Source organism: Pseudomonas lutea (assembly GCF_000759445.1).
Taxonomy (GTDB): Bacteria; Pseudomonadota; Gammaproteobacteria; order Pseudomonadales; family Pseudomonadaceae; genus Aquipseudomonas; species Aquipseudomonas lutea.
Genome location: NZ_JRMB01000004.1, coordinates 1 through 23623, shown reverse-complemented (window position 1 = coordinate 23623; position 23623 = coordinate 1). Strand labels below are relative to the sequence as shown.

At 55.9% G+C, this 23623-nt stretch carries 14 protein-coding genes, 2 tRNA genes and 4 rRNA genes; 12 read left to right on the top strand and 8 right to left on the bottom strand.

Annotated elements, in window-relative coordinates:
- The first annotated feature begins 2 nt into the window (after window positions 1–2).
- Window positions 3–2456 (top strand): TonB-dependent receptor, encoded by a 2454-nt coding sequence (locus LT42_RS22880; protein WP_052075378.1) that lies wholly within the window; start codon window positions 3–5, stop codon window positions 2454–2456.
- Between the two features lie 43 nt (window positions 2457–2499).
- On the opposite strand, the gene LT42_RS22875 is transcribed toward LT42_RS22880, so the two are convergent.
- Window positions 2500–3465, bottom strand: a complete 966-nt coding sequence (locus tag LT42_RS22875) for a LysR family transcriptional regulator (RefSeq protein ID WP_037018649.1) — start codon at window positions 3463–3465, stop codon at window positions 2500–2502.
- 301 nt (window positions 3466–3766) lie between these two features.
- Here LT42_RS22875 and LT42_RS22870 point away from each other — a divergent pair, with 301 nt between their 5' ends.
- From LT42_RS22870 to LT42_RS22820, 11 genes are all read left to right on the top strand, one after another.
- The gene (locus LT42_RS22870; RefSeq protein ID WP_037018647.1) at window positions 3767–4645 is read left to right on the top strand and encodes an amino acid ABC transporter permease; all 879 of its coding nucleotides are present in this window, start codon (window positions 3767–3769) and stop codon (window positions 4643–4645) included.
- Window positions 4646–4666: 21 nt separating this feature from the next.
- The gene (locus LT42_RS22865) at window positions 4667–5431 is read left to right on the top strand and encodes an amino acid ABC transporter ATP-binding protein (RefSeq protein ID WP_037018644.1); all 765 of its coding nucleotides are present in this window, start codon (window positions 4667–4669) and stop codon (window positions 5429–5431) included.
- 22 nt (window positions 5432–5453) lie between these two features.
- On the top strand, window positions 5454–6275 hold the full coding sequence (locus LT42_RS22860) for an ABC transporter substrate-binding protein (RefSeq protein ID WP_037018641.1): 822 nt from the start codon (window positions 5454–5456) through the stop codon (window positions 6273–6275).
- A gap of 101 nt (window positions 6276–6376) precedes the next feature.
- Window positions 6377–7561 (top strand): MFS transporter, encoded by a 1185-nt coding sequence (locus LT42_RS22855; protein WP_037018639.1) that lies wholly within the window; start codon window positions 6377–6379, stop codon window positions 7559–7561.
- A 173-nt stretch (window positions 7562–7734) separates the two neighbouring features.
- Window positions 7735–8739: an aldo/keto reductase gene (locus tag LT42_RS22850; RefSeq protein ID WP_037018636.1), complete on the top strand. Its 1005-nt coding sequence runs from the start codon at window positions 7735–7737 to the stop codon at window positions 8737–8739.
- A 227-nt stretch (window positions 8740–8966) separates the two neighbouring features.
- On the top strand, window positions 8967–9710 hold the full coding sequence (locus LT42_RS22845) for a GntR family transcriptional regulator (RefSeq protein WP_037018634.1): 744 nt from the start codon (window positions 8967–8969) through the stop codon (window positions 9708–9710).
- Between the two features lie 150 nt (window positions 9711–9860).
- A complete protein-coding gene (locus LT42_RS22840; RefSeq protein ID WP_037018631.1) occupies window positions 9861–10616 on the top strand; it encodes a thioesterase II family protein in 756 nt (251 codons plus the stop codon).
- Window positions 10617–11349: 733 nt separating this feature from the next.
- On the top strand, window positions 11350–12132 hold the full coding sequence (locus LT42_RS22835; protein ID WP_037018627.1) for a DUF3050 domain-containing protein: 783 nt from the start codon (window positions 11350–11352) through the stop codon (window positions 12130–12132).
- Between the two features lie 49 nt (window positions 12133–12181).
- Window positions 12182–13126, top strand: a complete 945-nt coding sequence (locus LT42_RS22830; RefSeq protein WP_037018625.1) for a diiron oxygenase — start codon at window positions 12182–12184, stop codon at window positions 13124–13126.
- Window positions 13123–16575: a non-ribosomal peptide synthetase gene (locus LT42_RS22825; protein WP_037018623.1), complete on the top strand. Its 3453-nt coding sequence runs from the start codon at window positions 13123–13125 to the stop codon at window positions 16573–16575. The genes LT42_RS22830 and LT42_RS22825 overlap by 4 nt, the downstream gene beginning before the upstream one ends.
- A 53-nt stretch (window positions 16576–16628) precedes the next feature.
- Window positions 16629–17126, top strand: a complete 498-nt coding sequence (locus LT42_RS22820; RefSeq protein WP_037018621.1) for an SRPBCC family protein — start codon at window positions 16629–16631, stop codon at window positions 17124–17126.
- Window positions 17127–17214: 88 nt separating this feature from the next.
- On the opposite strand, the gene rrf (LT42_RS22815) is transcribed toward LT42_RS22820, so the two are convergent.
- The 7 genes from rrf (LT42_RS22815) to LT42_RS22785 all read right to left on the bottom strand — a co-directional run.
- Window positions 17215–17330: ribosomal RNA gene (gene rrf / locus LT42_RS22815) — 5S ribosomal RNA — on the bottom strand.
- Between the two features lie 111 nt (window positions 17331–17441).
- A 5S ribosomal RNA gene (rrf, locus tag LT42_RS22810) occupies window positions 17442–17557 on the bottom strand.
- Window positions 17558–17703: 146 nt separating this feature from the next.
- Window positions 17704–20596, bottom strand: a 23S ribosomal RNA gene (locus LT42_RS22805).
- Between the two features lie 236 nt (window positions 20597–20832).
- A tRNA-Ala gene (locus LT42_RS22800) sits at window positions 20833–20908 on the bottom strand.
- A gap of 14 nt (window positions 20909–20922) precedes the next feature.
- Window positions 20923–20997, bottom strand: a tRNA-Ile gene (locus LT42_RS22795).
- 121 nt (window positions 20998–21118) lie between these two features.
- Window positions 21119–22664: ribosomal RNA gene (locus tag LT42_RS22790) — 16S ribosomal RNA — on the bottom strand.
- Together the 16S, 23S and 5S rRNA genes with 2 tRNA genes alongside form the textbook arrangement of a ribosomal RNA operon.
- A 583-nt stretch (window positions 22665–23247) precedes the next feature.
- Window positions 23248–23623, bottom strand: a 376-nt coding sequence (locus tag LT42_RS22785; protein WP_037018619.1) for a CoA transferase, incomplete at its 5' end; no start/stop codon positions are given.

Sequence of the window (23623 nt, the reverse complement as noted above, 5' to 3'; positions counted from 1 at the left end):
GAATGCCCCTCAGCCCGCACCCGCTTTCACGAAGAATCGGCTCCAATATCAAAGCGATGAGCCTGGCTGTGGCCCTGACGGGCATGCTGCCCAGTCACATGCTGCTCGCGGCCGATCTCACTCAGCCCAGCGGCATGCGCAGCTATGCCATAGGGCCGGGTGCTTTATCAGACGCGCTTGCGCAGTTTGCCGCCATGGCGGGCGTGCAATTGTCGTTCGATTCCGGCTTGCTTGACGGTCGCAACAGCAGTGGTCTGCACGGCGAATACTCGATCTCGGCAGGGTTCGCCGAACTGCTCAAGGGCAGCGGTTACACCGTGGCGAGCGCTGGTTCCAACGGGTACACAGTGGTGGCCCAACCGAATGCCGGCGGTGCCATGGAGTTGGGCGCGACCATGATCGAAGGTGACCAGGTCGTCCAAGGCGATGCCTACGCAGGTGGCCAGGTCGCACGGTCAGCCAGGCTCGGCGTGCTAGGCACTCAGGAAATCAAGGACGTCCCATTTAGCGTGGTCAGCTACACCGCGAAGACGATTGCCGATCAGCAGGCGAGAACGCTGGGCGACGTGCTGCTCAATGACGCCTCGGTGCGTCAGTCAGCCGGCTTTGGTAACTTTTCCCAAGTGTTCACCATTCGCGGCCTGCCGCTGCAAACTGACGACATCGCCTTTAACGGCATGTACGGCGTGTTGCCACGGCAAATCATCACCACTGAAGCGGTGGAGCGGGTTGAGCTGTTCAAAGGGCCTAACGCATTCGTCAACGGCGTTTCGCCACAAGGCAGCGGCATTGGCGGCAGCGTCAACATCGTACCCAAACGCGCAAAAGACGTGAGTACGCGCAGCATCAGCCTGGACTACACCAGCGACAGCCAGGCCGGCGGCCATCTCGATCTGGGCGAGCGCTTCGGCGAAGACAACCGGTTCGGCGCCCGCATCAATCTCGCTGAGCATGGCGGCGACACGGCGATTGACGACGAAACCAAACGTTCGCAACTGATTGCCGTGGCGCTGGACTACCGCGGCGATCGGCTGCGTCTGTCGACCGATTTCGGCTATCAGAAAGAACGCATCAATCAGGGTCGCTCCGTGGTGTATCCCAACGGTACCTCGGTGCCCCATGTGCCGTCAGCCAAGGACAATTACGCTCAGGACTGGACGTGGTCGCAACTCGAAGACACCTACGGGATGCTCAATGGCGAGTATGACTTGAACGACAACTGGACGGCTTATGCCGGCATGGGTGCGAAGCATACGCGGGAGAACGGCGTTTATTCCTCGCTGTACGTCAGCAACCAGACCGGCGCCGCACGTACCGGCTTCTTGTACTCGCCACACGACGAGGACAATAAAAGTGCTATTGCAGGCTTGAACGGGCACTTCACGACCGGGCCGATCACGCACCAGATGAACTTCGGCCTCTCGGGTATCTGGGGTGAGCAACGCTCGTCGTACGAGGCAATTCTGGTTGCCAACCGCCAGCCCAATAATCTTTACAACCCCGTGCAAGTTCCTCGACCGTCCACGACCTACTTCGGCAGCGATATTTATGATCCGCGAATCGTCGGGAAAAACCGGGTCAAGAGTGCAGCCATGTCCGACACCTTGGGGTTTGTCGATGACCGCGTGCTGCTGACCCTGGGCGTGCGACGTCAGACCATCGAAGTCGATGCCTGGAACACGGCATCTGGCGTGCGCAACGCCAACTACGATGAATCCATCACCACGCCGGTCTACGGTTTGGTGATCAAACCATGGGAACACGTTTCGTTTTATGCGAACCGAATCGAGGGGCTGGCCCAAGGCCCGACCGCGCCCTCGGGCGGCGTTACAAACATCGGTGAGGTGTTTCCCCCGCGGCGCAGCAAGCAAACCGAAGCCGGGGTAAAGCTGGATTGGGACAGCTACGGCGCGACGTTCGGCGTCTACAGAATCGAGCAGCCCAACAGCGCCACGACATTCAGGCCCGGCAGTACGTTGGGCACGTTCAGCGTCGACGGCGAGCAGATCAACAAAGGCGTCGAGCTGAATCTGTTTGGCGAGCCTGTCGAGGGCTTGCGCTTGCTGGCAGGTGCGACATGGATGGACACGGAGCTGAAGAAAACCTCCAACGGCCTGACCGATGGCAATCGCGCCGCCGGCGTGCCGCGATTCCAGTACAACCTGGGCGCCGACTGGGATATTCCGGGCCTGAAAGGCGCGGCGCTGAGCGGCCGAATGCTAAGAACCGGCGGCGAGTACATCAACGCCGAAAACACCCTGAGCATCCCGGCATGGACCCGCTTTGACCTGGGCGCACGCTACGGTTTCAAGGCCGACGACAAATACATCACGCTGCGCGCCAATGTCGAAAACGTCGCTAACAAAGCCTATTGGGCATCGGCTTCGACCGCCAATAACTACCTGACGCAGGGCGAGCCCAGAACGCTCAAGGTGTCGGCGACGGTGGATTTCTAGGCAAAATCCTCATCCTGATCAGTAGGAAAGCGCTGGAACAACGTCAGCTGCTTACGCTCAAATCCACCCCCAGCGCCCTCGCGAAGGCCTTGACCAGCGGGCTTCGTGGGGCGTTGTGCCTGAGGATCAAATTAACGGGCGTGCGCAGAACGATCAGGTCGGGACGCAGTGCCCGAAGCTGACCGTCGCGCACCAAATTGCGCGTGTAATGCTCGGGAAGGAACCCGATGAAGCGCCCGGTGAGGATCATCATCGCGACCGCTTCGACTTGAGAAGCCGAGGCGCATTGGCTGTCGTAATTGATGAAGCTCGCCTTGTCCCGGTGAATAGCGTAGCGATGATTAACAATCTCGAATGCACGCAGGCTGTCGATGCTCAGGGCGCTGTCCGCGACCTCAAACAGCGGATGCCCCATTGCGCAATAGGCGTAAGAAGTCTCTTCATACAGTTCGAAATAATCAAACTCCTCGCGTCGCTGATACACCGGCACAATGCCTAGACTCATCCGCCCTTCTACCATTCCCCGTTCCACTTCATCCAGCTGAGAGGCTTGAAGGCGCAATCTGACTTTGGGCGCTTCATCGTGCATTGCTCTAAGCGCGGCAATGAGCGGCGAACTTTGATCGGACAAGGTGTTATCGATCACGCCAATGCTGAGGTCGCCAATCAACTCGTTCTGCGCCGAACTAATCCGATCGCGAAAACTGTCGACCGACGCAAAAAGTTCGATGGCCGCCTGGTAGACGAGCTTGCCTTCTTCAGTCAGGTGAAACCCCTCACGACCGCGCGTGCAGAGGCGCATGCCGATCCGGATTTCAAGGTCCGAAATCTGTTTGCTGATGGCAGCGAGTCCGACATTCAGCTCATTCTGGGCGGCACTGAAACCGCCCGCCTCGACCACGGCCTGAAATACCCGCAGCAGCTTGAAGTCCATTCCGCTAAGGGTCAGCGGCGGGCGAATTCCCGGTTTCGGCGGCACGTTTCCAGAACTGGAAAGTGGAGTTTCCATAATGCTTATTGACCTCACCTATTGAATTCAACAGGCTCTGACTCACAACAAAACATGCCCGATCAACAATAATGAACACAGAAAAAGCTGATTGGCAACCTTGCGCATCGCGCACAATTCCTCGACCAAATGTCCATGAAAATATAAATAAGCTGACACTTTGATCAGATCTTTCAGTGCGGAGTTACTGCCGATTGAGGGCCTTTGGATACCGCGCTGAAGACGCCGTCATCGCAAAAATGATTGGGGACGCGTGGCACATTCAGGCAGGCCTGGTCTGCATAAGGCTTTGGAGAAACACATGAATCAGAATCAGGCAGAGCAGCTGCAAGCCGAGCGCAGGAAAAGCGAGAACACATTTGACATTACCCAATACGAACATGTGCCCCGCCGCTATTACGGACGCATATTCTTTGCAACGCTGATCATCGTTGCCCTCGCAGGGCTCGCGCGCGCCTTTGCCAATGGGCAGATCGAATGGAGCTACATCGGCCAGTTTCTGACGTCCGAAGCCATTCTATGGGGGCTGCTCAATACCATCGTCATGTCGATTCTGGCGATGATCCTTGGGGTGATCATCGGCGTGATCACCGCAATCATGCGCATGTCCGCCAACCCGATTTTGCGGTACGTAGCGATTACCTATACCTGGCTGTTCCGCGGCACGCCGCTGATTTTGCAATTGCTGTTGTGGTTCAACCTGGCGCTCATTTTCCCTGTCATCGGGATTCCCGGCGTCATGGAAATCGATACCGTTAGCCTCATGACGCCCTTTGTTGCCGCGCTGCTGGGCCTGAGCATCAACCAGGGCGCCTATACCGCCGAGGTGGTGCGCGCAGGCTTGCTGTCTGTAGATACCGGGCAATACGAAGCTGCCAAGTCCATCGGCATGCCGCGTTTGCAGGCGCTGCGTCGAGTGATTTTGCCTCAGGCCATGCGCGTGATTATTCCGCCCGTGGGCAACGAATTCATCAGCATGGTGAAAATGACCAGTCTGGCCAGCGTGATCCAGTACTCCGAATTGCTGCATAACGCGCAGAACATCTACTACGCCAACGCTCGCGTCATGGAGCTGTTGATCGTCGCCGGGATCTGGTACCTGGCGGTGGTCACCGTCCTGTCGTTTGGCCAAAGCCGACTGGAGCTGCGCTTTGCTCGCGGCGCCGGCAAGCGTTCGTAAGTCAGGCCCAGGAGACTCACCATGAGAAGCATCGTCAAAGCCGTCGGCCTGAACAAATACTACGACCAGTTCCACGCCCTCAAAGACGTCAGCATTGAGGTCGAACAGGGTGAGGTTCTGTGCATCATTGGGCCTTCGGGCTCGGGCAAAAGCACGTTGTTGCGCTGCGTCAATCAGCTCGAAAAGATCGACAAGGGCGGCTTGTGGGTGGACGGCGAACTGGTGGGTTACCGCATCGTCGGCAACAAGCTGCATGAGCTCACGGATGCTCAGATCGCCCGGCAGCGTCTTAGTACGGGCATGGTTTTTCAGCGCTTCAATCTTTTCCCGCACATGACCGCGCTGCAAAATGTGATTGAGGGCCCAATCCAGGTCCTGAAGCGTTCCCCCAAGGAAGCCACCGAGGAGGCCACCGAATTGCTCGCTCGTGTCGGTCTGGCCGATAAACGCCATGCGTATCCGGTCGAGCTTTCGGGCGGTCAGCAGCAGAGAGTAGCGATCGCGCGCGCATTGGCGATGCGGCCCAAGCTGATGCTGTTCGATGAGCCCACCTCCGCCCTGGACCCAGAGCTGGTGGGTGAAGTGTTGTCAGTCATGCGTGACCTGGCGCACAGCGGCATGACCATGATTGTGGTCACCCATGAGCTGGGGTTTGCTCGCGAAGTTTCCAACCGGATGGTGTTCATGGACGGCGGCCAGATTGTGGAGGCCGGCACCCCGGAAGACATTCTAATAAGCCCACAAAATCCAAGAACCCAAAGCTTCATTTCTGCCGTTCGCACTTAAACCAGAACAAACGAGAACGACCATGAAAAAGATCTTCATCCCCAGTTTGCTTGTCGGCATGTTGGCGTCTGCGTCGGTGTTTGCCGCGCCCCCTGCCAGCCTCAAGGACAAAGGTGAAATCACCGCCGCCATCGTGCCCAACTATCCGCCCATGGATTTCAAAGACACCAGCACCAACACCTTGACCGGGCTCGACGTGGACTTGGGCAACGCCTTGGCCGAGCGCCTCGGTGTGAAAATCAAATGGCAGGAAACAGCGTTCGAGCAGATGGTCAGCGGTCTGGTGACCAAACGTTTCGATATCATTCTGTCGGGCATGACTGACACCGCCGAGCGGCAGAAGACGGTGACATTCATTGATTACTTCGCCAGCGGCCCACAGCTCTACACGCTGACTAAAAATGCTGACTTGAGTGAGCCTGCCGATCTGTGCGGCAAGAAAGTCGGCACCAGCCGCCGTACCACCTGGCCTGCGGAAATTTCAGCGTGGAGCAAGGAAAACTGCGAAGCGAAGGGTAAGCCGGCGATCATCGTCAGCGGCTCGGAAGGCTCTGCTGACGCCCGGGCACAACTGCGCCAGGGTCGCCTTGATGCAGCCATGCAGGGCAGCGAAACTCTCCCCTATCTGATGGCACAGGAGAAGGACACCTATAAGCCGCTTGGCGAAGCCATCTCCAAACAATTCACCGGCCTGGGCGTCAGCAAGAACAATCCCGAGCTCGCGACGGCCATTGCCGAGGCGATCCAGACCATGGTTGACGATGGCACCTACGGCAAAATCCTCAAGAAATGGGACCTTGAACAAGGCGCCGTGACCAAAGTGGGGATGAATCAAGGCCGGTAAGCGGTTCATGGCAAGTCACGGACGAAGCTTCAGCATGGCTTCTGCAGGAGCGCCATCGCACTCGCTCCTGCAGAGAAGCGCTGACATAAAGGAACCCCAGAGTGACCACTTATTCCCTCGTGATCCGTCGCCTGATGATCTGCTCGCTGACCATCGTCATGAGCCGGGCAATGACCAGTCCGTTGCTGACGCTGTTTTTGAGCAGCCGGCTGGAGCTCAACCAGCAAGACGTCGGGTTGTTGATGGGCATCGCGGTCTTCATCGCCACACTGCTGGGGTTGTACGGCGGCTACATCATCGACCGGCTGGAGAAGCGCAAGCTGCTGATCCTGGCGATGCTCTCAAGCGCTGTCGGATTTTCGCTGCTGACGTTTGCTCACAATGTTTACCTGACGACCCTGACGCTGGTGATCACCGAAACCGCTTCGGCGCTCTTTCTGATCGGCTCCAAAGCCATCATCAGCGAGAACCTGCCTGTCGGGCAGCGTGCAAAGGTGTTTTCGCTGCGCTACACCCTGACCAACATTGGCTACGCAACGGGGCCGATGCTGGGCGTGGTGATTGCCGGGCACCTGCCGGTGGCGCCTTTTTTCATCGCCAGCGCCATTGCGTTCTGTAGTCTGTTTCTGATGGTCGGCATTCCGCGCACTGCTGCCGATCCGCACCACGTTCCGCGCAGCTTCTTCGACACGCTGGTCACGCTGAAGAACGATCGCACGCTGATTCTGTTCACGGGTGGCAGCTTGCTCAGCACCGTCGTGCACGGGCGGTATACGTTGTACCTGTCCCAATTTCTTTTGGTAACGCATACCCCTGAACAGGCGCTGAGAATCCTTTCTGCGGTGCTGGCCTGTAACGCAGTGACCGTGATCCTGATGCAATATCAGATCGGTCGATTCCTCAAGCGCGAGCAGCTCCCGTACTGGATCTGCCTGGGAACGGCATTGTTCGCGATCGGGCTGATCGGCTTCGGCTTCGCCACAACAACCTTGGCCTGGTGTGCTGCAATGTTCGTCTTCACGCTGGGCGAGATGATCATCTATCCCGCCGAATACCTGTTCGTCGACACCATTGCGCCCGAGCGCTTGCGTGGCAGCTATCTGGGTGCGCAGAACCTGGCGGCATTCGGCGGTGCATTGAGCCCGGTAATCTGCGGGTATCTACTGATCAACAGCCCCGCGCCGACGATGTTCTATGTCCTCGCGTGCCTCACGGCGGTCGGCGGCACTCTGTGCTTTCTGGCGGGGCGCCACGCCAGGCTCAGCCACGCTGATGTCGCCCTTTGACCGTAATCGGCCTCGCCCGCAGCTCAGTTGATTTGTCACTTTTCAAACCCCGCCCAAACAGGTGAGTATGTCCGGCCTAGAGCCGCCGGTCTGAACGGTCTTTATGAGCCCCCTTGCAAGGCTGTCGCAGACTGTCCTGATTTCCACTTCTCCGACGAAAAGGATATCGAGTAATGAAATACCGCACCCTTGGCCAATCCGGCCTCCAGGTATCAACCCTGACACTGGGCTCGATGATGTTCGGCGTACAGACGAGCACTGAAGAATCCCTGCGCATCATCGACAAGGCCTGGGATGAAGGCGTCAACTTCATCGACACTGCCAACGTCTATAACGCCGGACGGTCGGAAGAGATCGTGGGCGAAGCCATCGCCAAGCGCCGCAGCGAATGGGTCCTCGCCACCAAAGTCGGCAGCAGCTCGGGCAACACTGCCCCAAATTCCAGCGGACTCAACCGCAAGCACATTTTCAACGAGATCGAATCCAGCCTGCGTCGGCTCGACACCGACTACATCGATATCCATTACCTGCATAAAGAAGATCACAACACGCCGCTTGAAGTGACCGTGTCTGCCATCGGCGACTTGATACGCGAGGGCAAGATCCGCTATTGGGGCGTCTCCAATTTCCGCGGGTGGCGTATCGCTGAGGTGGTCAGCGTCGCTCAGCGTCTGGGTGTGGACAAGCCGGTGATCAGTCAGCCGCTGTACAACATCGTCAATCGCCAGGCCGAGCTGGAGCAGATCACTGCTGCGAAGTTCTACGGCTTGGGTGTCGTCCCCTACAGCCCGCTGGCCCGCGGCGTGCTCAGCGGCAAGTATGCCCCCGATGTGACACCGGACAGCAGCACCCGCGCCGGGCGTCAGGACAAACGCATCCTTGAAACCGAGTGGCGCAGTGAGTCGTTGCACATCGCCCAGAAATTACAGGCGTACACCCAGGCCAAAGGCGTCGGCCTGGTGGAATTCGCAATCGCATGGGTGCTGAATAACCAGGCAGTGACGTCAGCGATTGTCGGCCCTCGCACCGAGGAGCAATGGGACAGCTACACCAAAGCGCTCAGCGTAAGCATTACCGCGGAAGACGAGGCGTTCGTTGACTCGCTCGTGACCCCGGGACATGCATCCACGCCAGGCTTCAACGATGTGCAGCATTTTGTGACTGGCCGCTATATCTGAGGCCGTCCTGTCGCGGTGCCAGCCCTGAATCCACCTTGTATCAAGGTCAATATGCGCTGGCGCCGCTTAAAGACTCGCCCGATTGATGGCACCACCCGAGCGGCCAATCCCTTGTAGAATGCCGCCCCGGAGCGACTCCGCCAACTTGTATCAAAGTTTGACAAGCTTGGTGGCGGTCTCTAGTGTTTCATTGGATCCAATAACTGGTCGGCCTGAGAAGATCAAGCATGCGCAGGACTGAGAAAGAGCAATTTCTGCGGGAAACGCTGGGTGATGAGCAGCCGCCTGCGCACCAGGCGCGCGCAATCATCGAAGAAAAACTGCGCAGCGCCATTCTTGATGGTCGTCTTCCGGCGGGCATTGCCCTGCGTCAACAAGAGCTGGCGACGCTTTTCGGTGTCAGCCGCATGCCCGTTCGCGAAGCGCTGCGGCAACTGGAAGCGCAGTCACTGTTGCGCGTCGAAACCCATAAAGGCGCGGTCGTCGCTCCGTTGATCAACGAGGACGCTACAGACGCCTATGCGCTACGCATCCTGTTGGAGTCCGAAGCCTTACGCCAGTCGATCCCGCTGCTAACGCCCGACGACATCAACACCGCGCGCGGCTACATCGAAAAGCTCGAGGTTGAGACTGATTACACCGTTATGGGCACGCTCAACCGCCTTTTCCACATGACGCTGTATTCAAAGGCGCATAACACGCGCCTGCTCAAGCTGGTCGAGGACGGTTTGAATGAGGAAGAGCGCTTTTTGCGTTTCAACCTTGAGCACATGAATCTGGGCAAGGTGTCCCAGAATGACCATCTTGAGCTGCTGGAGATGGCTGCCGCCGGCAATGTGGAAGCGACGATAGAGGCGCTGGCTCATCACTTGAATCGCGGTGTTGAAGCCATCAACGCTTACCTGACCGCTCGCAAGGCAGAAGACGCAAAACCGGCACCTGGATTAAAGAAACGCGCCCTCGCTCACTGAGGGGTCATGACTGTCTTTAACCTTACTTGCTGCCCCTGGGGCACCGCTCGTAAAGCACAAGGGATCAATCCACGCCGTTCATCACGGCGTATGCGCCGAAGGACCCGGCTCCACGGTTATGACGCCTTGAACAAGGCACGGGGAAGCTGAGTGCACGCTGAAAAAAACAAATGGCTGATGGTGGTCAACTCTGGGCAACCGGTCAGAACTCGCCTGATCTGCTTTCCTCACGTAGGAGGCGATCCGGAGCATTTTCGCGACTGGGCGGAAAGCCTCGCCGATCACATTGAATTGGTTACCCTGCGCCTGCCAGGGCACGGCAGCCGGCTCAAGGAAACGCCCTACGATCAGTGGGCGCCCCTGCTGCATGACACCTTCCTCGCGTTAAAGCCTTTCCTTACCGAACCCCATGCGTTTTACGGCCACAGCTTTGGCGGAAGAGTTGCGTACGAAATGGCCAGGCTTGCCCAGCACCATTATCCGAGCCTGACGCGTCACCTCTTCATCTCCGGCTGCCGAAGCCCTGACAGCCAACAGCCCTGGCCCTACCTTCACACGCTGCCGCAGGATGATTTTATTCAAGCGCTGATCAGGCTGAGTGTGCTCCCGAACACTTTCTTGCAGGACAAACAACGGCTGAAACAGCTGGAGCCTGTCGTGCGTAGCGATGTGAAGCTTTCCGAAATCTGGTCACACTGCGCAGACGAAGGTCTGGACATCCCACTGACCGGCCTCTACGGCAGCGATGATCCGGTTGCCACTGCCGCCAGCATGATGAGATGGCGAGAGTTCACGCGCCGGGAATTCGAACTGATTGAGGTGCGCGGTACCCACGATTTTCTCAGGTCGCAGCGCGACCGCTTGCTGCATATCATCAATACCCACCTCGGCCTGCTGGGCAGCTGACAACAGCGCCGCCCCTGCGCCTGCATCGCCTTGCGCCATTCCTCCTGTTTATTCCCCTTCTAAGACTAAAAGCCCGCCCGCGCGCCCTCCGGGTCGCCACTGATGCGCCTATGGTGAATCTTCACAGTCGCTGACGCGTTGACGCGCCGCGTTCAGGCAAACTCGAACGACGAATCGGTCTGCAGCTGATTCCAGGAAGGCGGTTCTCATGGAGCGTTAAAAGGAGCAATGCCCTGAGCGGAGACATTGAGTCAGCGACTTAATGTCGCTCACCCCAAAACCCCTAAAACTGTATTAGCCCGTTAAAGCGCAACGCTGGACGAGGCACTCGTTCATTAACTTCAATTCTGGCTCCAATTAGCTGGAAGGGTTGCGCTCGAACTAATAAAACTTTAATGACAAGTTTTATCGTCTTCGCTTGCGCGCAGTTTATCCAAACTTAAAATAGTTTAAAAAGTATTTGCGAAACCATTTGAAACTGTTCTAACGTTTTCTGGCCGGTATCACTTATTGGGCAAATGCACCGCAAATGCTTACCGGCACCAGCATGTGATATCCCGACATGCTGTTCGGACCTGCACACTCAAATGCTTAATCAATGAGCGTCACAGCACTTCGCTGCCATTCATTAATGGGCGGGTTATTGCCGGGCTGTGTAACTGGATATTCACCCGTAAGTTCTCGTAATGACGAAGACGTGTCTGCGACGCATGAACCTAATCAAGGAAGTTAAATGACGACTCTCGAATTGCAATTAGCGGCCAAAAAAGAAGAACTCAGCGCACACCCTGTTTTCTGCGAAATCGATTCATTGCGCGCACTTCAGCGATTTATGGAAGTGCATGTGTTTGCCGTCTGGGACTTCATGTCACTGACCAAGCGTTTACAACAGGAACTTACGTGCATCAGGCTCCCCTGGCTACCGCCACGGGACCCGAAGGCTGCACGGCTGATCAATGAAATCGTGTTGGGTGAGGAATCAGATGATCGGCCGGGACAGGACCGTGGGCACTACAGCCACTTCGAACTGTACCTGGACGCCATGCGGGAGATCGGCGCAAGCACGGCGCGCATCGAGCGCTTCGTTGAGTTGCAGCGCGACGGCATCCACTACCAGACAGCGCTCGACAGCGCTGGAGCAAGCAGAGCGGCCGCTCACTTCGTCCGTGACACCCTAGATGTCGCACTCAACGCGCCGGCGCATTGCGTGGCCGCTGCGTTTCTGCACGGTCGAGAAAGCGTTATCCCTCAGATGTTTCAGCGGATTCTCGATGACTGGGGCATCACTGCCGACAAGGCCCCAACCTTTCGCTACTACCTTGAGCGCCACATCGAAGTGGACTCAGAAGACCACGGTCCCGCTGCAGAGTCTTTGCTGACCAGATTGGTTGCTGGCAACGAACAACATCAACGCGAAGTCTACGCCGCCGCCATTGCAGCAGTGGAAAGCCGCATAGCGCTGTGGGACGCCCTGCGACTGACCATGCGCGAGCCTGCGCGGGAAGTCAGTGCATGAACTGGCTCTGCCTCTTTAGCCGAATCAATCTTCACACAAGGACGCAATCATGAAAGCCGAAGACTATCTGTCCTTCGTCGATGCCTGGGAAGGCCGGGCGACGATCCGTACCCGCCCGCGCCGCATGGTCGAAAACGACGAAAAACTGATTTATCCGCTCAGCCGCCAGCCGCTGGTGCTTAGCGAGACCTTCACCCGCGAATGTGCTCATTTACGCGATTTCGCTCTGGTGCAGAGCCTGTACAAGTTCATCAACGACGTCGTGATTTTCGAAACTGAAATCGTCGATAAAACCGCGCGAAGCATCGCCAAAGACAATTTTGCGATCCGTTTCCCCTTCGCCTGCCGCTATGACGCCATGACGGTGGTCGTCGATGAGGATTACCACGCGCTGGTCGCGATGGACTTCATGCAGCAAACCATCGCACTGACCGGTATCCAGCCGATTCAATTACCTCAGGAGATTGAGCTTAGCCGGGCTATTCCCGCAGCTTTGGCGCTGGCACCCGATCATCTGCGCAGCGCCGTCGAGCTCATCTGCGTGGCGATCGCCGAGAATACCGTCACCAACGACGTCGCGGCCTTCGCGCGAGACGACACAGTAAAGCAGTCCATCAAGGGGCTTATGGCGGACCACTTGCTTGACGAGGGCCGGCATTCGGGGTTTTGGGCGCGTTTGGTGAAGATCTACTGGCACACAGCGGCGGCTAGCGACCAGCAACTGATCGCGCAGATTCTGCCGGTGTTCATCGCTCAGTACCTTACCAACGACATCCAGAAGTCCTTTGACTTTGTCTTGATCGACAGCCTGCCGGTTGACGAGTCCGTTAAGCAATCGCTGAGGGCTGAAACGCATGCGATGTGCTTCCCGATCAATCGCCACCATCCGCTGGTGGGCAACGTCATGCGCTTCTTCACCAACAGCTCGATGCTAAACAGCCTCTGCGTACAAGAAGCTCTTGCCGAATATCTGCCGGCAGGAGGTCTTCAATGAAACGCCTGGAGATTGTGCTTGTTGGTCATAGCCAGGCAATCAGTGAAGTGGGAACCGAGCTGGAGACCCATGGGCATCTGATTCATACGCTGCGGGATGCGGAGGCCGTCAAGCGAAGTGTCTTGAAAGGCGCGATGCTTCTTATTGAGGACGGCACGCTGGACCTGAGCCTCGCCCCGGCAGGCGCTTATGGGCTATCAGCTCATCTCGGCCTGCGCTTGGGACTCACATCGGAGGGCGACCTGGTGCTGCCGCAGCTGGAGGTCCTGTGTTGGTTCGGGCCGGCCACCACACGACGCTTGGTCGCGCGCAGGGCCGTTGCCGCTGTGCACTCCGGCAATGGCCGCGTTTTGCGTGATGCTGCAGTTGCAACGCTGGTGGACGCGGTTGCGATGCTGGTCAGCCAGCTCTCTCGTGATTCCGAGGATTTGACACAAGCCCAACACGTCGGCGCATCAGGCAGCGAGCACGAGGAAAGTCTGCTGCGACTGGATCGACTTGCCTTTGAGCATTGCTTCAACTTCACGACTGCACCGGGTCTGTTGAGCATTGCAGAGCAGCCACTGATCGCTCGGCTGGACCATAGCTTTGTGAGGTTCGCCGATCGCACTGCGCTGAATATCGACGGCAAAGGCATCAGCTATGACGCACTGCGCACCCACAGCGTCGCTATCCAGCTGCAATTTCCAACCCTGATTCAGCTCGCAGCGGGTAAGCCGGTAGTCATCGGTATCTGCATGCCGAAATCTGCTGCTCTTTTCGCCGGCATCCTCGCCATTCTCGGCAGTGGCGCGGTGTATCTGCCGCTGGATCCCAGCCAACCGTTGCAACGTCAGCAGTACATCCTTGAAAACGCAGGGGCCACATTGCTACTGCACGATGGCAGTCATCCGCTTGCCGGTGTTGTGCTGCCGGGGCTGGACATCAGCAGTATTGTCATCGAGCCGACCAGCCAGTCATTGATGCTTCATTGTCCAGACATCAATACGGCCTGCATGGCGCTTTATACCTCGGGCACAACAGGGCACCCAAAGGGAGTGATGCTCAGCCAACGTAACCTCAGCCACTTCACCGCCTGGTACGCGCATTACGTCGAGCTCTCTGAGCACAGTCGGGTGCTGCAGTTCTCGACGCTGAGCTTTGACTCGTCGGTCATCGATATATTTCCCACGCTGCTCAGCGGAGCCGAGCTGGTGGTGGCGAATGAGGACCAGCGTCGCGATCCGCTCCTGCTGTCCGAACTGCTGGGAGAGAACCTCAGCCATGCGTTTCTGCCGCCGGCCTTGTTAAGCATCCTGCCAATGGATAGGCCAATAAGGCTCAAACACCTATGTACCGGGGGCGACGTCTGCGAGCCTTTTGTCATTGACCGCCTGGCAGCGCAATGTCACTTCCATAATCTGTACGGCCCTACTGAAGCAACGGTGTTGATAACCGCTGGCCAGTTTCAACCCGGCGGGAGCAATCGTTGTCTGGGTCGCCCTATCGCTAACAGTGAGGTGTTGATCCTCGACGAAAATATGCAGCCTGTTGCGGACCAGATGCCCGGAGAAATATACATCGTCGGGCCTGGGGTATGTCTGGGTTATGTCAACAACTCTTCGCTTACGGACGAGCGTTACGCGCATGTCGCGCTTGGAGATGGCAAGAGCACGCGCGCTTATCGAACTGGCGATATCGGCAAATGGACAACGGAGGGCATCGAGCTCTCCGGGCGACTGGATAATCAAGTCAAGATCCGCGGTTTCAGGGTTGAGCCTGAGGAGATCGAGCACTGCCTCCGCGACAGTCAGCTCTACCGCCAAGTCGCAGTGGTGATCGATGAGCAGCGGCGCATCCTGGCCTTTGCTGCTCAGCCGCAGGAGGCGGAGCCTGACACTGCGCGGCGACTGCTCAAGGCTCACGTTGACGCCAGGTTGCCCGATTACATGCGGCCAACGGCGTACATGGAGCTGAGCAGCATGCCGTTTGCAAGCAACGGGAAGGTCGATCGCAAGGCCCTTCTGCAATTGCCCGTGACGTTATTGGAACCCGCTCATCGGCGTCTGCCTGAAACAGAGAATGAGCGTTTACTTCTTGAGCTTTGGGCGAACCTGCTGGAGCTTGCCCCTGGTGATATCTCTACAGACGAGAGCTTCTTCAATCTGGGTGGCCACTCCATTCTGTTGTCGCAGATGCTCCTCGGGATTCGAGAGCGGTTCGGCCGCACCGTTCCCATCAACCGTTTCATCGAGGCCCCGACCTTAACCAATCTGGCTTCGTTGCTGGACAGCGAAGGTACAGCCTCATGGAGCGTCAGCGCTCAGGCGTTCAACGATGCTGCCGTGACGCTCGAACTCCCAGCGCTGCCTGTTGACCGACTGGGCGATGTGCATAAAGTCATCGTCACTGGCGCTAACGGTTTCCTTGGTGTGCACATCGTGGAAGCTTTGTTGAATTGGGGGGCAACTGAGGTGGCGTGCCTGGTGCGTGAAGGAGGCGGATTCACGGCACAGGATCGCTTCGTCCAGGCGCTACATGAAAACCGACTTGAGCATCTGGATTTGGCGCGGGTTCGCGTCTACGCCGCCGACATCACTCAGCCACAACTGGGGTTGACCAGTCAGGTCTATGAGCGCCTGGATAAAGACTTTGGTGCATTGATACATAACGCTGCCAACGTCAATCACGTTCAGGACTACGAGACTCTCGCCAAAGACAATGTGGCGCCGATTTTTGAATGCCTGAACTTGTGCGAAGGGCGTAGCAAAAAAATCTTCAATTTCGTCTCGACGCTCTCTGCCTGCAGCGCCGTCGGGATAGACGGTAGCGTCCTGGAAGCACCAGCCGCCAAGACTCCGCCGATCTACATCAAGAATGGTTACAACCTCTCCAAGTGGGTCGCCGAGAGCATCCTGCAGCAAGCCTGTGAGCGGGGCGCGTGGGTGAATATCTATCGCCCCGGCAACATCGCATTCAACAGCTCCACCGGCGTCTGCCAGCCACACAAAAACCGCCTGATGCTAATGCTAAAAGGGTCGATCCAGCTGGGTCAGGTCCCGGGCTTTGCCATGAACTTCGACCTGATGCCGGTGGATTTTCTCGCCCGCTTCATAGGATTTCATGCCAGTCGCTACCAACCGGCGCACGCCGTTTTCAACCTCCACAATCCCGAGCCGTTGAGCTGGAGCAACTACGTCAGCGCATTTCGAGACGCTGGTAGGTGTTTCGAGACGGTGAGTGTCAGCGAATGGCAAGCCCAGTTGAGCAGGGTGGACAGTGATAACGCCTTATTTGGCGTACTGGGCTTCTATCTCGACGGGTTTGAGGAGGACATCGGCGATATCTCGATGATTGCGCACCAAAACGCCCTGGCAGGCATTCAGCGGATGGGTGAGTCCTACCCACTCAAAACACCAGCGCTGCTGCGTAAGGGCTGCGAGTACCTGAAGGAAATCGACTTCATTTGATGTGCTTGTGCCTGAAACCTGATGCAAGAACCCCTTAAACTACGGAGAACACCATGAATGCTATCAGTAAGACCAACCAGCTCAGCCCTGACACGTTGATCACCAATCCAGTAGGTGAACGGGTCATATCAACAGTATCGGTCGACGCACCCGCGAGTGACGTATGGCAGGTTGTAGGCGACTTCGGAGGCTTTGCCCAATTCATTCCTGCACTCGCCAGCATTGAGGTGGTAGGTAATGGCCCAGGCTCGGTACGTTACAAGAAATTCAAGGAAGGTGGCCACGTCGTTGTGGAGCAACTTAACTCACGCAATGATCACAACATGACGATGACTTGGACGACTCTCCACAACAGTCTGGGGATCGGCAAGCTTTGGGCATCAATGGCAGTCGAGCCTCAAGACCGCGGAGGTTGTAACGCAACCTGGACCATCATGGCTGAACCGGCTAATGGGAGCCCGATGAGCGCTGACGAGTTCAAGAGCTTCTTGCAGGGTTTTGCCGATGATGCAATGGCCAACGTAGCATCGCTATTTCGACAGCACGCATGAGGGTGTGAATGCCGGCCATTTACACATCTGTGGTTAGGCTAAACGACAAAACCCCATCTGCGTGAGCAGATGGGGTTTTGGAATTTGATCTTGACGATGACCTACTCTCACATGGGGAAACCCCACACTACCATCGGCGATGCACCGTTTCACTGCTGAGTTCGGGATGGGATCAGGTGGTTCCAGCACTCTATGGTCGTCAAGAAATTCTGTTGCCGACTCGTTACGAACATCAGTAACGCACCAGCGAAAATGTATGACCTTCACTTAAAACAAAACCCCATCTGCGTAAGCAGATGGGGTTCTGGAATTTAATCTTGACGATGACCTACTCTCACATGGGGAAACCCCACACTACCATCGGCGATGCATCGTTTCACTGCTGAGTTCGGGATGGGATCAGGTGGTTCCAACGCTCTATGGTCGTCAAGAAATTCGGGTACCGACTCGTCCTCTCGAACGCTTCGGCAAATCGGGTATGTGATCAGGTGTCTGTCTGTGTGGTCGCAAACTTTCGTCTTCATGCGTCTTCACACACCGCAATCTGCTGTCTGTCTGCAGATTGCTTGGGTGTTATATGGTCAAGCCTCACGGGCAATTAGTATTGGTTAGCTCAACGCCTCACAGCGCTTACACACCCAACCTATCAACGTCGTAGTCTTCGACGGCCCTTCAGGGAACTCAAGGTTCCAGTGAGATCTCATCTTGAGGCAAGTTTCCCGCTTAGATGCTTTCAGCGGTTATCTTTTCCGAACATAGCTACCCGGCAATGCCACTGGCGTGACAACCGGAACACCAGAGGTTCGTCCACTCCGGTCCTCTCGTACTAGGAGCAGCCCCTCTCAAATCTCAAACGTCCACGGCAGATAGGGACCGAACTGTCTCACGACGTTCTAAACCCAGCTCGCGTACCACTTTAAATGGCGAACAGCCATACCCTTGGGACCGGCTTCAGCCCCAGGATGTGATGAGCCGACATCGAGGTGCCAAACACCGCCGTCGATATGAACTCTTGGGCGGTATCAGCCTGTTATCCCCGGAGTACCTTTTATCCGTTGAGCGATGGCCCTTCCATACAGAACCACCGGATCACTAAGACCTACTTTCGTACCTGCTCGACGTGTCTGTCTCGCAGTCAAGCGCGCTTTTGCCTTTATACTCTACGACCGATTTCCGACCGGTCTGAGCGCACCTTCGTACTCCTCCGTTACTCTTTAGGAGGAGACCGCCCCAGTCAAACTACCCACCATACACTGTCCTCGATCCGGATAACGGACCTGAGTTAGAACCTCAAAGTTGCCAGGGTGGTATTTCAAGGTTGGCTCCACGCAGACTGGCGTCCACGCTTCAAAGCCTCCCACCTATCCTACACAAGCAAATTCAAAGTCCAGTGCAAAGCTATAGTAAAGGTTCACGGGGTCTTTCCGTCTAGCCGCGGATACACTGCATCTTCACAGCGATTTCAATTTCACTGAGTCTCGGGTGGAGACAGCGCCGCCATCGTTACGCCATTCGTGCAGGTCGGAACTTACCCGACAAGGAATTTCGCTACCTTAGGACCGTTATAGTTACGGCCGCCGTTTACCGGGGCTTCGATCAAGAGCTTCGCGTTAGCTAACCCCATCAATTAACCTTCCGGCACCGGGCAGGCGTCACACCCTATACGTCCACTTTCGTGTTTGCAGAGTGCTGTGTTTTTAATAAACAGTCGCAGCGGCCTGGTATCTTCGACCGGCATGAGCTTACGGAGCAAGTCCTTCACCCTCACCGGCGCACCTTCTCCCGAAGTTACGGTGCCATTTTGCCTAGTTCCTTCACCCGAGTTCTCTCAAGCGCCTTGGTATTCTCTACCCAACCACCTGTGTCGGTTTGGGGTACGGTTCCTGGTTACCTGAAGCTTAGAAGCTTTTCTTGGAAGCATGGCATCAACCACTTCGTGTTCTAAAAGAACACTCGTCATCAGCTCTCGGCCTTGAAACCCCGGATTTACCTAAGATTTCAGCCTACCACCTTAAACCTGGACAACCAACGCCAGGCTGGCCTAGCCTTCTCCGTCCCTCCATCGCAATAACCAGAAGTACAGGAATATTAACCTGTTTTCCATCGACTACGCTTTTCAGCCTCGCCTTAGGGACCGACTAACCCTGCGTCGATTAACGTTGCGCAGGAAACCTTGGTCTTTCGGCGTGGGTGTTTTTCACACCCATTGTCGTTACTCATGTCAGCATTCGCACTTCTGATACCTCCAGCAAGCTTCTCAACTCACCTTCACAGGCTTACAGAACGCTCCTCTACCGCATCACTTGCGTGATACCCGTAGCTTCGGTGCATGGTTTGAGCCCCGTTACATCTTCCGCGCAGGCCGACTCGACTAGTGAGCTATTACGCTTTCTTTAAAGGGTGGCTGCTTCTAAGCCAACCTCCTAGCTGTCTAAGCCTTCCCACATCGTTTCCCACTTAACCATGACTTTGGGACCTTAGCTGACGGTCTGGGTTGTTTCCCTTTTCACGACGGACGTTAGCACCCGCCGTGTGTCTCCCATGCTCGGCACTTGTAGGTATTCGGAGTTTGCATCGGTTTGGTAAGTCGGGATGACCCCCTAGCCGAAACAGTGCTCTACCCCCTACAGTGATACATGAGGCGCTACCTAAATAGCTTTCGAGGAGAACCAGCTATCTCCGAGCTTGATTAGCCTTTCACTCCGATCCACAGGTCATCCGCTAACTTTTCAACGGTAGTCGGTTCGGTCCTCCAGTCAGTGTTACCTAACCTTCAACCTGCCCATGGATAGATCGCCCGGTTTCGGGTCTATTCCCAGCGACTAGACGCCCTATTAAGACTCGCTTTCGCTACGCCTCCCCTATTCGGTTAAGCTCGCCACTGAAAATAAGTCGCTGACCCATTATACAAAAGGTACGCAGTCACCCAACAAAGTGGGCTCCCACTGCTTGTACGCATACGGTTTCAGGATCTATTTCACTCCGCTCTCCGCGGTTCTTTTCGCCTTTCCCTCACGGTACTGGTTCACTATCGGTCAGTCAGTAGTATTTAGCCTTGGAGGATGGTCCCCCCATGTTCAGACAAGGTTTCTCGTGCCCCGTCCTACTCGATTTCATTGACAAGAGATTTTCGCGTACAGGGCTATCACCCACTATGGCCGCACTTTCCAGAGCGTTCCGCTAATCTCAAATCAACTTAAGGGCTGGTCCCCGTTCGCGTCGCCACTACTAAGGGAATCTCGGTTGATTTCTTTTCCTCAGGGTACTTAGATGTTTCAGTTCCCCTGGTTCGCTCCATACACCTATGTATTCAGTGTAAGGTAACTGTCTTATGACAGCTGGGTTCCCCCATTCAGACATCTCCGGATCACAGTCTGTTTGCCGACTCCCCGAAGCTTTTCGCAGGCTACCACGTCTTTCATCGCCTCTGACTGCCAAGGCATCCACCGTATGCGCTTCTTCACTTGACCATATAACCCCAAGCAATCTGGTTATACTGTGAAGACGACATTCGCCGAAAGTTTGCATTTCACAAACTTTACCTTAGCCTGGACACGCACCAGTGGAAAGAGGTGCCCCAGTCTATATTTCAATCACATACCCAAATTTTTAAAGAACGATCTAATCAAAAGACTAGAAATCAAACACTCCATCATCCATCGGATGGAGCGCTCATTTCTAAGCTTTCAGCAGTCAGAAGCAGTTATGGTGGAGCCAAACGGGATCGAACCGTTGACCTCCTGCGTGCAAGGCAGGCGCTCTCCCAGCTGAGCTATGGCCCCATAACAAAATTGGTGGGGTCTGGGCAGATTCGAACTGCCGACCTCCACCCTTATCAGGGGTGCGCTCTAACCAACTGAGCTACAGACCCAATTTCGAGCTTGTAACTGTTAGCGTGAGCTATCAGCTTGGAGCTTAAAGCTGCTTCTATCGTCTTCTTCAATGAATCAAGCAATTCGTGTGGGAACTTGCGAAGAAGCTGAGTCTTCGATTAAGGAGGTGATCCAGCCGCAGGTTCCCCTACGGCTACCTTGTTACGACTTCACCCCAGTCATGAATCACACCGTGGTAACCGTCCTCCCGAAGGTTAGACTAGCTACTTCTGGTGCAACCCACTCCCATGGGTGTGACGGGCGGTGTGTACAAGGCCCGGGAACGTATTCACCGCGACATTCTGATTCGCGATTACTAGCGATTCCGACTTCACGCAGTCGAGTTGCAGACTGCGATCCGGACTACGATCGGTTTTCTGGGATTAGCTCCACCTCGCGGCTTGGCAACCCTCTTGTACCGACCATTGTAGCACGTGTGTAGCCCAGGCCGTAAGGGCCATGATGACTTGACGTCATCCCCACCTTCCTCCGGTTTGTCACCCGGCAGTCTCCTTAGAGTGCCCACCTTAACGTGCTGGTAACTAAGGACAAGGGTTGCGCTCGTTACGGGACTTAACCCAACATCTCACGACACGAGCTGACGACAGCCATGCAGCACCTGTCTCAATGTTCCCGAAGGCACCAATCCATCTCTGGAAAGTTCATTGGATGTCAAGGCCTGGTAAGGTTCTTCGCGTTGCTTCGAATTAAACCACAATGCTCCACCGCTTGTGCGGGCCCCCCGTCAATTCATTTGAGTTTTAACCTTGCGGCCGTACTCCCCAGGCGGTCAACTTAATGCGTTAGCTGCGCCCACTAAAAGCTCAAGGCTTCCCAACGGCTAGTTGACATCGTTTACGGCGTGGACTACCAGGGTATCTAATCCTGTTTGCTCCCCACGCTTTCGCACCTCAGTGTCAGTATGAGCCCAGGTGGTCGCCTTCGCCACTGGTGTTCCCTTCCTATATCTACGCATTTCACCGCTACACAGGAAATTCCACCACCCTCTGCCCTACTCTAGCTTGCCAGTTTTGGATGCAGTTCCCAGGTTGAGCCCGGGGATTTCACATTCAACTTAACAAACCACCCTACGCGCGCTTTACGCCCAGTAATTCCGATTAACGCTTGCACCCTCTGTATTACCGCGGCTGCTGGCACAGAGTTAGCCGGTGCTTATTCTGTCGGTAACGTCAAAACAGCGAAGTATTAATTAGCTGCCCTTCCTCCCAACTTAAAGTGCTTTACAATCCGAAGACCTTCTTCACACACGCGGCATGGCTGGATCAGGCTTTCGCCCATTGTCCAATATTCCCCACTGCTGCCTCCCGTAGGAGTCTGGACCGTGTCTCAGTTCCAGTGTGACTGATCATCCTCTCAGACCAGTTACGGATCGTCGCCTTGGTGAGCCATTACCTCACCAACTAGCTAATCCGACCTAGGCTCATCTGATAGCGCAAGGCCCGAAGGTCCCCTGCTTTCTCCCGTAGGACGTATGCGGTATTAGCGTCCCTTTCGAGACGTTGTCCCCCACTACCAGGCAGATTCCTAGGCATTACTCACCCGTCCGCCGCTGAATCAGGGAGCAAGCTCCCTTCATCCGCTCGACTTGCATGTGTTAGGCCTGCCGCCAGCGTTCAATCTGAGCCATGATCAAACTCTTCAGTTCAATACTGCAATTAGGTTTTGAGAAAACCTTATAAACTTGGCTCAGCAATCGTTGGTTAAACCATGATTTCTCGTGGAGTAACTTGCGATGCTGATAATCTTGCGACTTCAGTCTTACAGCACAAGCACCCACACGAATTGCTTGATTCAGTTGTTAAAGAGCGGGTGGTTAAGATCTTTCGTCTCAACCGAGGCGCGCATTCTACAGCGTCTCTTGTATCTGTCAAGCGGTTATTTTAAGAAGTTTTCAAAGTTTCCTTATCAACTTCAACCACTTGCGCTTCGTTCGACTTGGCGTCTCACGTCAGCGGGAGGCGAATTCTACAGCGTTACAACCTGCTGTCAACTGCCTTTTTCACCGCTGTCGATTCAAGCATCTGAACCGAAGCATTCCTCGCTGCTTACTTCGTCCAACCCTTTGATTACCAAGGAGTTTTCCGTTTCGTCTGCGCCGGAAGTGGGGCGAATTATAGACAGATCCAGAGGAGCGTCAACACCTAATTTGAACTTTTTGTGAAAAAGGTAAAACTTCAGGAGAATCAGCAATTTCCTTCTGTTTATATAGGCTCCCGGACAGCCTCCTGTTAAAGGACGCCAGCCTCACGTAGAGCATTCACTTCGGAACTGGACAATCCCAACACGCCGGCAAGCACTTCCAACGTATGCTCCCCCAGCAACGGCGGCGCATAGCGGTATTCAACGGGGGTGGCGGACAGGCGAATCGGACTTGCAACCTGAGGCACCGTACCACCCAATGAGTGAGGCAACTCAACTTGCAGGCCGCGCGACAGAACCTGCGGGTCAGCAAACACTTCGGCAACATCATTGATAGGCCCGCAAGGCACGCCCGCTCGCTCCAACGCCGTTACCCATTCTGCGGTGGTCTTGAATACTGTGGCCTGTCGGATGAGTGGAATCAGCTCCGCACGATGGGCAACACGAGCCTTGTTACTCGCGAAG

Bases quoted from the DNA above. Each gene is read 5' to 3' on its own strand.
- LT42_RS22880 (WP_052075378.1), top strand. From the start codon at position 3: ATGCCCCTCAGCCCGCACCCGCTTTCACGAAGAATCGGCTCCAATATC.
- LT42_RS22875 (WP_037018649.1), bottom strand. From the start codon at position 3,465: ATGGAAACTCCACTTTCCAGTTCTGGAAACGTGCCGCCGAAACCGGGA.
- LT42_RS22870 (WP_037018647.1), top strand. From the start codon at position 3,767: ATGAATCAGAATCAGGCAGAGCAGCTGCAAGCCGAGCGCAGGAAAAGC.
- LT42_RS22865 (WP_037018644.1), top strand. From the start codon at position 4,667: ATGAGAAGCATCGTCAAAGCCGTCGGCCTGAACAAATACTACGACCAG.
- LT42_RS22860 (WP_037018641.1), top strand. From the start codon at position 5,454: ATGAAAAAGATCTTCATCCCCAGTTTGCTTGTCGGCATGTTGGCGTCT.
- LT42_RS22850 (WP_037018636.1), top strand. From the start codon at position 7,735: ATGAAATACCGCACCCTTGGCCAATCCGGCCTCCAGGTATCAACCCTG.
- LT42_RS22845 (WP_037018634.1), top strand. From the start codon at position 8,967: ATGCGCAGGACTGAGAAAGAGCAATTTCTGCGGGAAACGCTGGGTGAT.
- LT42_RS22835 (WP_037018627.1), top strand. From the start codon at position 11,350: ATGACGACTCTCGAATTGCAATTAGCGGCCAAAAAAGAAGAACTCAGC.
- LT42_RS22830 (WP_037018625.1), top strand. From the start codon at position 12,182: ATGAAAGCCGAAGACTATCTGTCCTTCGTCGATGCCTGGGAAGGCCGG.
- LT42_RS22825 (WP_037018623.1), top strand. From the start codon at position 13,123: ATGAAACGCCTGGAGATTGTGCTTGTTGGTCATAGCCAGGCAATCAGT.
- LT42_RS22820 (WP_037018621.1), top strand. From the start codon at position 16,629: ATGAATGCTATCAGTAAGACCAACCAGCTCAGCCCTGACACGTTGATC.